Genomic DNA, 13,555 nt, shown 5'->3' with positions numbered 1-13,555 from the left:
CATGACGACGCCTCAAACTCCTCTGAACAAGCCCAAGATCCCGCCGTACAAGCTGGCCGGATTGGTGCTTGCGCTCGTCACCACCATGGTCCTCGCGCTGACGTGGATGCAGTTCCGCGGGACGTTCGAGAAGAAGACGCAGCTGACTGTGTTGTCCGGACGGGCCGGCCTGTCGATGGACCCGGGCTCGAAGGTCACCTTCAACGGTGTGCCGATCGGCCGGCTGGCTTCCGTCGATGTCGTCACCGTCGACGACAACCCGGAAGCCAAGCTGACGCTGGACGTCAAGCCTCAGTACCTGAAGCTGATCCCGGACAACGTGACCGCCGAGCTGCGGGCCACGACGGTGTTCGGCAACAAGTACATCTCGTTCCTGTCGCCGAAGAATCCCTCGGCAAACCGGTTGACGCCCGGAACGCCGATCCGCGCCCAGGGCGTGACGACGGAGTTCAACACCCTGTTCGAGACGATCACGTCGATCTCCGAGCAGATCGACCCGATCAAGCTGAACCAGACATTGACGGCCACCGCACAAGCGCTCGACGGCCTGGGTGACAAGTTCGGCCAGTCGATCGTGAACGGCAACGAGATCCTGTCGGACCTCAACCCGCGCATGCCCCAGATCCGCCGCGACATCGCGGGTCTGGCCGACCTCGGCGAGGTTTACGCGAATGCCGGTCCCGATCTGTTCGACGGCCTGACCAACGCCGTCACCACCGCGCGCACGCTCAACGAACAGCGCGGAAACCTGGACCAGGCACTGGTGGCCGCAGTCGGATTCGGCAACACCGGCGGCGACATCTTCGAGCGCGGCGGCCCGTATCTGGTCCGCGGCGCCCAGGACCTGCTGCCGAGTTCGGCTCTGCTCGACAAGTACAGCCCGGCGTTGTTCTGCACGATCCGCAACTACCACGACGCGGGCCCGAAGCTCGCCGGCGCGCTCGGCGGTAACGGCTACTCACTGCAGACCCAGTCGTTGGTGATCGGCGTGGGCAACCCGTACGTCTATCCCGACAACCTGCCGCGGATCAACGCCAAGGGCGGGCCCGAGGGACGGCCCGGCTGCTGGCAGCCGATCACCAAGGACCTGTGGCCCATGCCGTACCTGGTGATGGATACCGGTGCATCGATCGCGCCTTACAACCACCTCGAGATGGGGCAACCTCTCGTGACCGAGTACGTGTGGGGCCGCCAAGTGGGGGAGAACACGATCAACCCATGAGCATCAAGGGCACGATTATCAAGCTCGGCATCTTCTCACTGGTGCTGCTCACCTTCACTGCGATCATCTTCGTGGTCTTCGGTCAGATCCGGTTCAACCGGACCTCCGAGTACTCGGCGATCTTCAAGAACGTCAGCGGTCTGCGCACCGGGCAGTTCGTCCGGGCGTCCGGTGTCGAGGTCGGCAAGGTCTCGGGCGTCAAGCTGATCAACGGTGGCCAGCAGGCCGAGGTCACGTTCAACGTCGAGAAGTCGCTGCCGTTGTTCGACCAGACCACGGCCGCGATCCGGTACCAGGACCTGATCGGTAACCGCTACCTCGAGCTCAAGCGCGGCGAGAGCGACACGAAGATCGCGCCGGGCAGCACCATTCCGCTGGAACGCACCGAGCCCGCGCTCGACCTCGACGCACTCGTCGGCGGCTTCCGTCCGCTGTTCCAGTCGTTGAGCCCGGAGAAGGTCAACACCATCTCCAAGTCGATCATCACGATCTTCCAGGGGCAGGGCGGCACCATCAACGACATCCTGGACCAGACGGCACAGCTCACCCAGAGCATCGCCGACCGTGACCAAGCCATCGGTGAGGTGATCAAGAACCTCAACATCGTCCTGGACACCACGGTCGCGCATCAGCAGCAGTTCGACGACACCCTCAAGAACTTCGAGACACTGATCACCAGCCTGAAGAACCGCGCCGATCCGATCGGATCCTCGGTGGCCAACATCAGCAACGCGGCCGGCTCGCTGGCAGATCTGCTATCCGACAACCGTCCGCTGCTCAAGGACACGCTCGGCTACCTCGAGGTCATCCAGCAGCCGCTGATCGACCAGAAGCAGCAGCTCAACGACATCCTCGTGCAGTTCCCCGAAGCGTTGAAGATCATCGGCCGTGCCGGTGGCATCTACGGTGACTTCTTCAACTTCTATGCCTGCGACCTCTCGTTGAAGCTCAACGGGTTGCAGCCAGGTGGCCCTGTCCGAACCGTCAAACTCAGTTCACAGCCGTCGGGTAGGTGCACGCCGAGATGAGGACACTGCAAGGTTCCGACCGCTTCCGCAAAGGCCTCATGGGCGTTGCGGTGGTGGCACTGGTCATCGGCGTCGGCTCGACGCTGACGAGCGTGCCGATGCTGTTCGCGGTCCCCACGTACTACGGCCAGTTCTCCGATACCGGTGGCCTGAGCCTGGGTGACAAGGTGCGCATCGCCGGTATGGATGTCGGCACGGTCAAGAGCATGGACATCAACGGCGACAAGGTCGAGATCGGCTACACCCTGGGTGGGAAGACGATCGGTACCGAGAGCCGCGCGGCGATCCGTACCGACACGATCCTGGGTCGGAAGAACATCGAGATCCAGCCGCGCGGCAGCCAGACGCTGCCGCCGCGCGGGATGCTGCCGCTGGGGCAGACGACGACGCCGTATCAGATCTACGACGCGTTCCTGGATGTCACGCGCAACGCGTCGGGCTGGGACACCACGTCGGTCAAGGAATCGCTGAACGTGTTGTCGGAGACGGTCGATCAGACCTCGCCGCACCTGAGCGCCGCGCTGGACGGCGTGGCCAAGTTCTCCGAGACCATCGGCAAGCGCGATGAGGACGTCAAGAAGCTGCTGGCCAACGCCAACAAGATCGCCACGGTGCTCGGTGACCGCAGCACGCAGGTCAACCAGCTGTTGGTGAACGCCCAGACCCTGCTGGCCGCGGTCAACGAGCGCGGCCAGGCCGTCAGCATGCTGCTGGAGCGGGTGTCGTCGGTGTCGCGTCAGGTCGAGGGCCTGATCAACGACAATCCGAACCTCAACCACGTGCTGGAGCAGCTGCGCACGGTCAGCGACCTGCTCGTCGAGCGCAAGCAGGACCTGGCCGACACCCTCACTGTCGCAGGCAAGTTCATCACCTCACTCGCCGAGGCCCTGGCCTCCGGCCCGTACTTCAAGGTGATGCTGGTCAACCTGATCCCGCCGCAGATCCTGCAGCCGTTCGTCGATTCCGCGTTCAAGAAGCGCGGTATCGATCCCGAGGAGTTCTGGCGTAACGCCGGCCTGCCGTCGGCCCGGTTCCCCGATCCGAACGGAAAGCGCTTCGAGAACGGCGCCCCGCCGCCGGCCCCGATTCCGCTGGAAGGCACCCCGGAGCACCCGGGACCCGCCGTCCCACCCGGATCGCCGTGCTCGTACACGCCGACCGCGGCCGGGATCCCGTCCCCGGGCAACCCGATGCCGTGCGCAGGGGCAACCGTTGGGCCCTACGGTGACAACCCGTACGGACCCAACTACAGTCCGCCGGATCTGGCGACCTCGGCGCCGAATCCTGACGGCATCGCGCATTCGCCGGGTGTGCCCAGCGCGGCCATCCCGGGCGACATGCCGCCGGATCAGCCGGGTGCCCCGGTCGAGCTGGCCCCCGGTCCGCCCGGGGCCCGCACCGTTCCGATCGCACCGTTGCCGGTGGCGCCGGGCCCCATCCCGGGTTACGCACCGCATCCGGGCCCGTTGAACGCACCCCCGGCGCCGCCGGGACCGGGTCCCGACGCAGGGCCGGTGGGGACACCGCCGCTGCCGGGTAATCCGCCGTTCCTTCCGCCCGGGTCGCAGGGATAGGCCGCCGCTATGTCAACAGTTTTCAACGTTCGAAACATCAAGTTGCCCAAGGCTTCCCGGGCATCCATCATCGTCGGTGCGCTGGCGGTGGTGGCTGCCCTGGTGCTGGGTTACTTCGGCATGAACCTGTACAAGAAGATGACCAACACCACGGTCACCGCGTACTTCCCCGAGGTGCTCGCGCTGTACCCCGGTGACAAGGTCCTCATCATGGGCGTCAAGGTCGGTGCGATCGACAGCATCGAGACCGACGGCGACAAGATGAAGGTCGTCTTCCACGTCAACAACAAGTACAAGGTGCCCGAGAACGTCACGGCGTCTGTGCTGAACCCGAGCCTGGTGGCCTCGCGCGTCATCCAGCTGTCCCCGCCTTACACGGGTGGGCCACGGTTGCAGAACAACGCGGTGATCCCGATCGAGAACACCCAGATCCCGGTTGAGTACGACGAGCTGCGCAACCAGATCACCCGCCTGCTCGACGAGCTGGGCCCGACCGCCGAACAGCCCAAGGGCCCGTTCGGCGACATCATCGAGTCCTTCGCCGACGGCTTCCAGGGCAAGGGTGAACAGCTCAACCGCACCCTCAACGGGTTGTCGGAGGCGCTGACCACGCTCAACCAGGGTCGCGGCGACTTCTTCCAGGTGGTCAAGAGCCTGGCGTTGTTCGTCAATGCCCTGCACAAGAGCGATCAGCAGTTCGTGGCGCTCAACAAGGATCTGGCGCAGTTCACCAACTCGTTCACCAACACCGATCAGGAGTTGGCAACGGCCCTGCAGGATCTCAACCGGGTGCTCAAGACCACTCGTGAGTTCCTGGACAAGAACGGCGGGGTGCTCGCGCACGACGTCAACAACTTGTCGGAGGCGACGACGGCGATCCTGCAGCCGGAACCGCGCAATGGTCTGGAGACGGGTCTGCACTCGTACCCGAACCTGGCCGCCAACGTGCTCAACATCGTCTCGCCCAACCAGGGTGGCATCGTGAGCTTGCCGGTTCTGCCGGGCCTGACCAACTTCTCCAACCCGCTGCAGTTCATCTGCAGTTCGATTCAGGCGGGCAGCCGGTTGGGGTATCAGGATTCGGCCGAGTTGTGTGCGCAGTACCTGGCACCGATCCTGGACGCGATCAAGTTCAACTACCTGCCGTTCGGCCAGAACCTGGCCAACACCGCGATGACGCTGCCCAAGCAGATCTCCTACTCGGATCCGCGCCTGCAGCCGCCGGGTGGGTACAAGGACACCACCGTGCCGGGTATCTGGTCACGTGACACCTTGTTCTCGCACGGCAACCACGAGCCGGGCTGGACTGTGGCGCCGGGTATGCAGGGTGTGCAGGTGCAGCCGGCCACGCAGCAGATGCTGACGCCGGAGTCGTTGTCCGAGTTGATGGGTGGCCCGGACATCGCGGCCCCGCCGGCCCCGCCGGCGTTCGGGGCTCCTCCGGGAGGCAACCTGCCCGGACCGCCGAACTCGTACGACGAGCGCAACCCGCTGCCGCCACCGTGGTACCCGCAGCCCGGACCGCCGCCGGTGCCTGCGCCGGGTGTGATCCCGGGTGACCCGATGTCGGCTCCCGCACCGGCCGCTCCGGCGCCTGGCCCGGCTCCCGCCGGACCCGCGTTGCCTGCCGAGGCTGGAGGCCAGGGCTGATGACGACAAAGACAGGGCTCATGAGGACACGCAACTGGGGCCGCGTCGGCCGACGCGTCGCGGTGTTGTCGGCGTCCGCGCTGATCCTCACCTCGTGTGGGCAGTGGCGCGGTGTGGCCAACGTGCCACTGCCGGGTGGGCCGGGCACCGAGTCCGGGCGCACCACGCTGTACGTGCAGATGCCGGAGACGTTGGCGCTCAACGCCAACAGCCGGGTGCGGGTGCGCGACGTGTTCGTCGGCCGGGTCCGCAAGATCGAGCTGATCAACTGGGTGCCCACGTTGACGGTCGACCTTGAGCCGGGCATCGAGCTGCCGAAGAACACCCTGGCCAAGATCGGCCAGACCAGCTTGCTGGGTTCGCAGCACGTCGAGCTCAATCCGCCGGACAAGGACGCGTCCAAGGAGATGCTGCGCAGCGGGGACACCATTCCGCTGGCGCAGTCGTCGGCCTATCCGACGATCGAGCGGACGCTGGCCGGTATCTCGGGCATCCTGACCGGCGGTGGCATCCCGAACATCGAGACCATCCAGACCGAGGTGTTCAACATCCTCAACGGTCGCGCCGATCAGATCCGCGACTTCCTGGGCCGGCTCGACACGTTCACCGACCAGCTCAACCAGCAGCGCAACGACATCACCCGGGCGATCGATTCGACCAACCGGCTGTTGAACATCGTTGCGGCGCGCAATGACACGTTGGACCGGGTGCTGACCGAGTTCCCGCCGCTGATCCAGCATTTCGCCGATACGCGCGACTTGTTCGCCGATGCGGTGACGTCGTTGGGCCGGTTGTCCAAGGCTGCCGACGACACGTTGTCGAACAGCAACGCGAATCTGCACACCAACCTGCAGAATCTGCAGCGGCCGCTCAAGCAGCTGGCACGCTCGGCCCCGTACCTGGTGGAAGCGCTCAAGCTGATCCTCACGGTGCCGTTCAACATCGAGAACATCCCGAAGGCGGTGCGCGGCGACTACATCAACGTGTCGCTGACGATCGACCTGACGTTGAGCTCGGTGGACAACGCGTTCCTGTCCGGCACCGGTGTCTCGGGCATGCTCCGGGCGCTGGAGCAGGCGTGGGGCCGCGATCCGGCGACGATGATCCCGGACGTCCGGTTCACGCCGAACCCGCACGATGCACCTGGTGGCCCGCTTGTGGAAAGGGGGGAGTGAGACATGGTGCTGACCCGCTTCATCAAGATGCAGCTCGTTCTGTTCACTGTGCTGACCGTGATAGCTCTGGTCGTGCTGGCGCTCGTGTACCTACGGTTGCCGACTTGGGCCGGGATCGGGATGTACAAGCTGAACGCCAACCTCCCGAACTCGGGCGGTTTGTACGCCACGGCCAACGTCACCTATCGCGGTACGACGATCGGCAAGGTGACCTCCGTCGAGCCCACCGAGCAGGGCGCCCGGGTCGAGATGAACATCTACGACCAGTACCGGATCCCGCTGGACGCCAGTGCCAACGTGCACTCGGTGTCGGCGGTCGGTGAGCAGTTCATCGACCTGGTGTCCGAGGGCGGCAGCACCGGGAAGTACTTCCGTGACGGCGACACCATCGAGAAGGGCTCGGTGCCCGCCGAGGTGGGACCGTCGCTCGACGCCGCTCAGCGGGGTCTGGCGGCGTTGCCCAAGGAGAAGATCGCAACCCTGCTCGACGAGACGGCCACGGCCGTCGGTGGGCTCGGGCCGTCACTGCAGCGACTGGTCGATTCCACCCAGGCGATCGCGAGTGATTTCAAGGACAACATCGGTCCTGTCAACGACATCGTCGAGAACTCCGGGCCGATCATCGACAGCCAGGTGAATTCGGGCGACGCGATCTCGCGGTGGGCGAAGAACCTGAACACGCTGGCGGCTCAGAGCGCTCAGAACGACGCTGCGTTGCGGAGTGGCATCCAGCAGGCGGCGCCGACGGCCGATCAGCTGAACTCGGTGTTCGGCGATGTCCGGGAGTCGTTGCCGCAGACGCTGGCGAACCTGGAAATCGTCATCGACATGCTCAAGCGGTACAACAAGAACGTCGAGCAGGTGTTGGTGGCGTTGCCCCAGGGTGGCGCGGTTGCCCAGACTGCGACGATCTTCGCGCCCAAGGGCCTGCTGCACTTCGGTCTCGGCATCAACGTGCCGCCACCGTGCCTGACCGGGTTCCTGCCCGCGTCGGAGTGGCGTTCACCTGCGGATACGTCGACGGCGCCGCTGCCGTCGGGCCTGTACTGCAAGATCCCCAAGGACGCGAACAATGCGGTGCGCGGTGCGCGTAACTACCCGTGTGCCGACGTGCCCGGCAAGCGGGCCGCCTCGCCGGCCGAGTGCCACAGCGATGCGCCCTACCAGCCGTTGGGCACCAACCCGTGGTACGGCGACCCGAATCAGATCCGCAACTGCCCGGCCCCGGCCGCGCGCTGCGATCAGCCCGTCGATCCGGGCCGGGTCATCCCCGCGCCTTCGGTGAATAATGGGTTGAACCCGTTGCCGGCAAGTCAGCTCCCACCACCGGAATCAACGGCGCCACGCAGCGACCCGCTGACCGCGCCGCGGGGTGGCAATGTGAGTTGTAGTGGACAGCAGCCGAACCCCTGCATCTACACTCCGGCAGCAGGTTCGACCGCCACCTATAGTCCGTCCAGCGGCGAGGTGGTCGGTCCCGGCGGTGTGAAGTACTCCGTCACCAACTCGAATAAACCAGGAGATGACGGATGGAAGGAGATGCTGGCACCAGCCAGCTGAACCTCGCCGACCAGCAGGACCCCCACACCACCGAACCGCAAGCGGAGGCCGTCACCGAGATCGCTGATCCGATCTCGGCCACGGACGCCGAGGAGGGCACGTCACGGCCATCTCGTCTGGGACGGGGTTGGATGGCGGCGATCCTCGCCGGGCTACTTGTCCTGGCGGCGGCCGTCGGCGTCGGCGGCTACCTGGCGTTGCGGGCACATCAGGACAGTGAACGCATCGCCAGCGACGAGGCCGAGGCCCTGGCCGCGGCCAAGGACTGCGTGACGGCAACCCAGGCGCCCGATACCCAGGCGATGATCGCGGCCCAGACCAAGATCATCGAATGCGCGACCGGTGACTTCGGGGCCCAGGCCGGCCTTTACAGCGGCATGCTGCTCGATGCCTACCAGGCTGCCAACGTGCAGGTGAAGGTCTCGGACCTGCGGGCGGCGGTGGAGAAGCACAACGACGACGGGTCGATGGACCTGTTGGTCGCGGTGCGTGTGTTGGTCACCAACACCGAGAAGTCCGATGAAGAGCAGGGCTACCGGCTGCGGGTGAAGATGGCGCGCGCCGAGGACGGTAACTACAAAGTCGCCCGGCTCGACCAGGTCACGTCGTGACCACTGTGCTGGACAACGCCGAAACGATCTCCGCTGGGGGGATCGGGACGGACCAGACCCGGTTGGCGTCGTGGCCGGCTCGGGCCGGCGCGTTCGCGATCGATGTGCTCGCGCCTGCCGGGTTGGTCGCCACGGTGACTCTGGTTGCTCAGGGCACGGCGTTGGGCACGTGGCTGTGGTGGGCGGTGTACGCGGGCGGATTGGTCCTGCTGGTCGCCGTTTCGAGCGTGAATCGCATCCTGTTGCCGGCGTTGACGGGTTGGAGTCCGGGCCGGTCGGTGTTCGGTATTCGGGTGGTGTCGCCGGCCGGTGATGCCGGTCTGGGGCGGCTGCTGCTGCGCGACCTGGCCCATCTGCTGGACACCGCGGCGGTGTTCCTGGGTTGGCTGTGGCCGCTGTGGGATTCGCGGAACCGGACCTTCGCCGATCTGCTGACCCGCACCGAGGTGCGTCGCGTCGATCGGCCTGAGTCTGACGTCCGGCGTCGCGCCGGCGCGATGTTGCTGACGCTCGCGCTGCTCAGCGGAATCGCGGGCGGGCTGGGATATGTGGTGGTGTACCGGCAGGATCGGGCAGTGGACGAGGCCCGCACGCAGATCGCCGACCAGGGCCCGCGGATCGTCGAGCAGCTGCTGAGCTACGGGGTGGATTCCGTCGACGCGGATTTCACCAAGGCGCAGTCGCTGGCCACGGACAACTACCGGCCGCAGTTGGTCGCCCAGCAGGACGCGGTGCGCAAGGCCGGTCCGACGACGAATGACTACTCGGCCGTGAGCAGCGCGGTGCTGCCCGGCGTTACCAAGGACGCGGCCACGATGCTGCTGGCGCTGCAGGGCCAGCGCGGCACCAATCCGCAGGAGCTGAAGTTCATCACAGCTACGGTGCGGGTGGAATTCCTGAAGTCAGACGACCACTGGCTCGTCGATAGCCTGACGGTGCTCAAACGGCCGGTTCTGAGCGGGGGCGCACAGTGAGCCCGCGTCGTCGGATCGAGCCCGACGAGCGCGACTACTTCGCCGTCGAGCCCAAGGAGCCCAAGGAACCGATCCGTTGGGGCCTGCCGATCGTCGGGATGATCTCGGCCCTGATCATCGCCGCGGCCATCACGGGCAGCGCATTGATTCTGGTCCGGCACGAATCGGATCGCCGTGCGGAGATCAAGACCGCGGGCGCGCTGGACTACGTGCGTGAGTTCATGACGGTGTACACGACGGTGGATCCGTTCCACGCCAACGACTATGCCGACCGCATCGCGTCCCAGGCGACCGGCGATTTCCGAAAGATGTTCCAGGAGAAGCAGAACGAGATCGTCGTTCAGGTGGCGCGGGCCGAGCCGACCGAGGGCTCGGTAGTCGATGCCGGCATCGCGCGATGGAACGACGACGGTAGTGCCGACGTTCTGGTCGCTACGAAGGTCAACACCCGGACCCCTGACGGGAAGTCCGTGATCGAAAGCGGCAGCCGTTGGATTGCGACGACGATTTGGGAAGGACAGCAGTGGAAGATCAGCCAGCTGATTCAGGTGATCTGACCACCGGCGAGCCTGACAAGCCGCGCCGCAGACTGCGTTTCGGGCGGCGTAGCCGTACCGAACCGGTGGTTGAGGAATCGGTCGAGTCGCCCGCCGACTCGGCGGCCGACGAAGCCGGCGACGCTCCGGAGCGGCGTACCCCCACGGGCAAGGCGGCTCGCAAGGCGGCCGTCGAGCCCGAAGGTGACGTCGAACCTGAAGCGGACGCAGAGCCCGCGTCAGACGCCGAGCCGGAACCGACGGCTGAACCGGCACCCGACGCTGAGGCCACACCAGATGCCGACGCCGGGCCGGACGCTGACACCGAAGCTGAGGTCGACACCGAGGCCGAACCGGGCGAGGCTGAGCCGGATGAGGATGTGGTCCTCGTTCCACACCGCGAGGCCGGCAAGCGGCTGACGTACCTCGCCGTCGGTGCGGCGGCGGTGTTCGTGGCGGCGGGGGCATTCGGGGGTGCGATGTTGCAGCCGTACCTGGCCGACCGGGCATTGGTGGCGACCAAACTTCAAGTGGCGCGGACCTCGGCCGAGGCGATCACCACGTTGTGGACCTACAACCCGGACGACATCGAGACCCTGCCGGATCGGGCTGCGAAGTACCTGTCGGGCGACTTCGCGAACCAGTACCGGAAGTTGATCGATTCCCTCGTGCCGACGAACAAGCAGGCGCAGGTCACCAACAACACCGAGGTGTTGGGCACCGCGGTGGAGACCATCGGTCGCGATGAGGCCACTGCGATCGTCTACACCAATACGGTGTCGACGAGCCCGGTGACCAAGAATGTTCCGTCGCTGCGGTACATGTCGTATCGGCTGATATTGCAGCGCACCGACGGGGATTGGCTGATCACTCAGATGCCGGCGTTGACCCAATTGGACCTGTCTCCGCAGCTGTAGCGGCGAGGATGTAGGTATGGCCATCGCCTCACCGGTGACGCAGCGGTCGACCGTTGTGGCACTGCTGTTGTTGACGAGCGCCACCGGGATCGTCGACGCAGTCAGTGTGTTGGTTCTGGGCCATGTGTTCGTCGCCAACATGACCGGCAACGTGATCTTCCTCGGATTCTGGTTCGTACCGCACTCAGGCGTCGACGTGACCGGGGCCCTGGTGGCATTCCTCGGGTTCGTACTGGGCACCGTGGTGGGTGGGCGGCTCCGCCGCCATCTCGACAGCCACGTCCGGAACTGGCTGGCCACCGCATTGGGTGTGGAAGTCGTTCTGCTGACCGTGCTTTCGATTCTCACGGGATCGGGGGTGCTGGACTATCAGGACAACCGCAAGTTCATCCTGATCGTTCTCGCGATGACCTTCGGCATTCAGAACGCGACCGCGCGCCAGTTCGGCATCCAGGAGTTGAGCACCACGGTGCTGACGCAGACGATTGTCGGCATCGGGTTCGACAGCAGGCTGGCGGGGGGCACCGGGGACCGCGAGAAGTTGCGTTACGGCGTGGTGCTGACGATGTGCGGCGGTGCGATCCTGGGGGCGACGGTGTCGCGGTTCACTGTTGCGCCGGTGATCGCGCTGGCGGCCTTGGTGGTGGCGGTCAGTGCGTTGATCTTCAAGTTCGGGCCGGCTCCCGGGCCGGCGCCTGCGGAGAGTGCTCGCTGATCCACGCCGCACCCTCGTCGGCAGCGTGAAGCAGGGCGGTGAATTCACCGAAATAGTCGGCTACCGCGCCGACCACGGGCAGCATGCCGAGATAGCGGTAAAGCTTTTGTGGGTGAGGTCTTTTCGTGAACTCGTCGCTGACCGCCCGTAACGTGCCGGCGAACCCCCAGACCTTCTCGGGCAGAGATCGCGACGCGTCGGGCGCGTCCTCCGAGGAGTCGGCCACGGTGTCGGGGAGTTGACGGTCGCACAGGACAGCACCGAGCAGCTGCACCTGATCCTCGTAGTCGGTGACGCCGTCCTCGCGGGCCACCGCGCACAACAAGATGGCCTGGTTGGTGAAACCCAGAAAGTCCTGAACGCCGAGCCGATCGGCGAACACCCCGAATGCCCCCGGAAAGGCGACGACGATGGTGGTCACCGCCCCGACGCGATGCACCCACCATTTCACGTGGCCGTCTTGATCCATCTCGGCCCAGGCCTTGGTACCCGGCAGCTCAGCGATGTTGAGCAAAGCGGCTGCGATGTCGAGGGACTTGCCGACCGCGCCCTGGCCAGGCTCCTCGCGATGGGTACGTCGCCTCAGCCCCAGGGGATCGAAACGGCTGAACACATCGAGTACCGGATTGATCACGGACACCGCATGATCGAGCGCGCCCGCGACGTCAGCGTCCGAGAGGCGAGTGAAAGGCAACAGGCTTATCCCCACCGCAGCTATCTTGCCGGATGGATACCGAAAGGCGCACAGCCCGGGGGATTACGTCGTGGATCAGGCGTGGCGGAGGTTATCCAGAAAGGCGCTGAGAAGGCGGTCAGCGACGTGAAGGACAACGTCACGTAGGCCGGTGATTCGGTGAAGCCGCCAAGAGGGACACCAATAAAGACGCCGCCCGACGGCTGGCCGGCCTGGTGCACCGAGCGCCGGAAACTACGATTGACCCGTGACTTCGGCAAGGCGTGGGCGCGGTAGGCCCGCCGGACCTGGCGTCGACGTCGAGCAGCGGCGCTCGGATCTGCTCGACGCCGCCGAGCGTGCGATCCGCACCCATGGTCCCGACGTGGGCATCGCCGAGGTGGCGAAAGAGGCCGGCTTCGTACGCTCGGCCGTCTATGCGGTGTTCCCGAATCGGGCGGCTATCCTGTCGGCTCTCGGTGAGCGTCAGGCCCACCGGCTGTTGGTCGAGATCACCAGGCGCGCAGCCGGTTCGGCCGACCTGCGGCAGCGTATGTCGTTGTTCTTCGATGTTATCTGCGGCTGGATGCAGGACGATCCGAACCTCTACCGGGCATTGGGTATCCACGCCGCCGGTGGTCATGAGATGCCCGGAATCTTCGACGAACTCGCCGCCGCGGTCGAGGCGATGCTGGCGGCGTCCATGGCGGCCGGTGGTGCCGATACCGCGGCGGCCGCGCCGTGGGCCCGGGCCATCGTCGGGTCGGCGATGGTCAGCGCGCAATGGTGGCTCCGGGACTCGTCGATGCCCCGGGCTGAGCTCGTCGAGCACCTGACGACGCTGTGCTGGGACGGTGGCTCGGCTCTGCCGTTCAGCCCCTTCGATGTTTCGGCTATTGACAGCGGAGCGCCATAAAAGA

General features: G+C 65.7%; 13 protein-coding genes. 12 read left to right on the top strand and 1 reads right to left on the bottom strand.

Annotation, left to right across the window (positions count from 1 at the left end):
* Position 1 precedes the first annotated feature (1 nt).
* The 11 genes from ACWEFV_RS15805 to ACWEFV_RS15755 are packed head-to-tail and all read left to right on the top strand — an operon-like array spanning position 2 to position 11,962.
* Entirely contained in the window at positions 2 to 1,222 is a 1,221-nt protein-coding gene (locus ACWEFV_RS15805) for an MCE family protein (protein WP_450070840.1), read from the top strand.
* Positions 1,219 to 2,250: an MCE family protein gene (locus ACWEFV_RS15800; protein ID WP_135451447.1), complete on the top strand. Its 1,032-nt coding sequence runs from the start codon at positions 1,219 to 1,221 to the stop codon at positions 2,248 to 2,250. The genes ACWEFV_RS15805 and ACWEFV_RS15800 overlap by 4 nt, the downstream gene beginning before the upstream one ends.
* On the top strand, positions 2,247 to 3,824 hold the full coding sequence (locus ACWEFV_RS15795; protein ID WP_135451448.1) for a virulence factor Mce family protein: 1,578 nt from the start codon (positions 2,247 to 2,249) through the stop codon (positions 3,822 to 3,824). Before ACWEFV_RS15800 ends, ACWEFV_RS15795 begins: the two co-directional genes overlap by 4 nt.
* Before the next feature lie 9 nt (positions 3,825 to 3,833).
* On the top strand, positions 3,834 to 5,474 hold the full coding sequence (locus ACWEFV_RS15790; RefSeq protein WP_135451449.1) for a virulence factor Mce family protein: 1,641 nt from the start codon (positions 3,834 to 3,836) through the stop codon (positions 5,472 to 5,474).
* 20 nt (positions 5,475 to 5,494) lie between these two features.
* Positions 5,495 to 6,649, top strand: a complete 1,155-nt coding sequence (locus ACWEFV_RS15785) for a virulence factor Mce family protein (RefSeq protein ID WP_167857661.1) — start codon at positions 5,495 to 5,497, stop codon at positions 6,647 to 6,649.
* A 6-nt stretch (positions 6,650 to 6,655) separates the two neighbouring features.
* Positions 6,656 to 8,209 carry an MCE family protein gene (locus tag ACWEFV_RS15780; RefSeq protein WP_450071022.1) on the top strand — a complete coding sequence of 518 codons (1,554 nt, stop codon included), beginning with the start codon at positions 6,656 to 6,658 and terminating at the stop codon, positions 8,207 to 8,209.
* Positions 8,179 to 8,820 (top strand): hypothetical protein, encoded by a 642-nt coding sequence (locus ACWEFV_RS15775; protein WP_450070839.1) that lies wholly within the window; start codon positions 8,179 to 8,181, stop codon positions 8,818 to 8,820. The genes ACWEFV_RS15780 and ACWEFV_RS15775 overlap by 31 nt, the downstream gene beginning before the upstream one ends.
* On the top strand, positions 8,817 to 9,794 hold the full coding sequence (locus tag ACWEFV_RS15770) for an RDD family protein (protein ID WP_450070838.1): 978 nt from the start codon (positions 8,817 to 8,819) through the stop codon (positions 9,792 to 9,794). The genes ACWEFV_RS15775 and ACWEFV_RS15770 overlap by 4 nt, the downstream gene beginning before the upstream one ends.
* Entirely contained in the window at positions 9,791 to 10,351 is a 561-nt protein-coding gene (locus ACWEFV_RS15765) for a mammalian cell entry protein (protein WP_135451454.1), read from the top strand. The genes ACWEFV_RS15770 and ACWEFV_RS15765 overlap by 4 nt, the downstream gene beginning before the upstream one ends.
* On the top strand, positions 10,318 to 11,247 hold the full coding sequence (locus ACWEFV_RS15760) for a mammalian cell entry protein (protein ID WP_450070837.1): 930 nt from the start codon (positions 10,318 to 10,320) through the stop codon (positions 11,245 to 11,247). The genes ACWEFV_RS15765 and ACWEFV_RS15760 overlap by 34 nt, the downstream gene beginning before the upstream one ends.
* Before the next feature lie 16 nt (positions 11,248 to 11,263).
* On the top strand, positions 11,264 to 11,962 hold the full coding sequence (locus ACWEFV_RS15755) for a YoaK family protein (RefSeq protein ID WP_450070836.1): 699 nt from the start codon (positions 11,264 to 11,266) through the stop codon (positions 11,960 to 11,962).
* On the opposite strand, the gene ACWEFV_RS15750 is transcribed toward ACWEFV_RS15755, so the two are convergent.
* Complete coding sequence (locus ACWEFV_RS15750) at positions 11,913 to 12,656, bottom strand: hypothetical protein (protein WP_450070835.1); 744 nt, start codon at positions 12,654 to 12,656, stop codon at positions 11,913 to 11,915. The two genes, ACWEFV_RS15755 and ACWEFV_RS15750, sit on opposite strands and share 50 nt — an antisense overlap.
* 247 nt (positions 12,657 to 12,903) lie before the next feature.
* Here ACWEFV_RS15750 and ACWEFV_RS15745 point away from each other — a divergent pair, with 247 nt between their 5' ends.
* Positions 12,904 to 13,551: a TetR/AcrR family transcriptional regulator gene (locus tag ACWEFV_RS15745; protein WP_135451458.1), complete on the top strand. Its 648-nt coding sequence runs from the start codon at positions 12,904 to 12,906 to the stop codon at positions 13,549 to 13,551.
* Positions 13,552 to 13,555: the final 4 nt, after the last annotated feature.

The sequence above is a fragment of the Mycobacterium sp. NPDC004974 genome (assembly GCF_053600815.1).
Note: the sequence above shows the minus strand (reverse complement) of the source record. Positions and strands in the feature narration are given on the sequence as shown.

Bases quoted from the DNA above. Each gene is read 5' to 3' on its own strand.
- ACWEFV_RS15785 (WP_167857661.1), top strand. From the start codon at position 5,495: ATGAGGACACGCAACTGGGGCCGCGTCGGCCGACGCGTCGCGGTGTTG.
- ACWEFV_RS15795 (WP_135451448.1), top strand. From the start codon at position 2,247: ATGAGGACACTGCAAGGTTCCGACCGCTTCCGCAAAGGCCTCATGGGC.
- ACWEFV_RS15800 (WP_135451447.1), top strand. From the start codon at position 1,219: ATGAGCATCAAGGGCACGATTATCAAGCTCGGCATCTTCTCACTGGTG.
- ACWEFV_RS15755 (WP_450070836.1), top strand. From the start codon at position 11,264: ATGGCCATCGCCTCACCGGTGACGCAGCGGTCGACCGTTGTGGCACTG.
- ACWEFV_RS15805 (WP_450070840.1), top strand. From the start codon at position 2: ATGACGACGCCTCAAACTCCTCTGAACAAGCCCAAGATCCCGCCGTAC.
- ACWEFV_RS15790 (WP_135451449.1), top strand. From the start codon at position 3,834: ATGTCAACAGTTTTCAACGTTCGAAACATCAAGTTGCCCAAGGCTTCC.
- ACWEFV_RS15775 (WP_450070839.1), top strand. From the start codon at position 8,179: ATGGAAGGAGATGCTGGCACCAGCCAGCTGAACCTCGCCGACCAGCAG.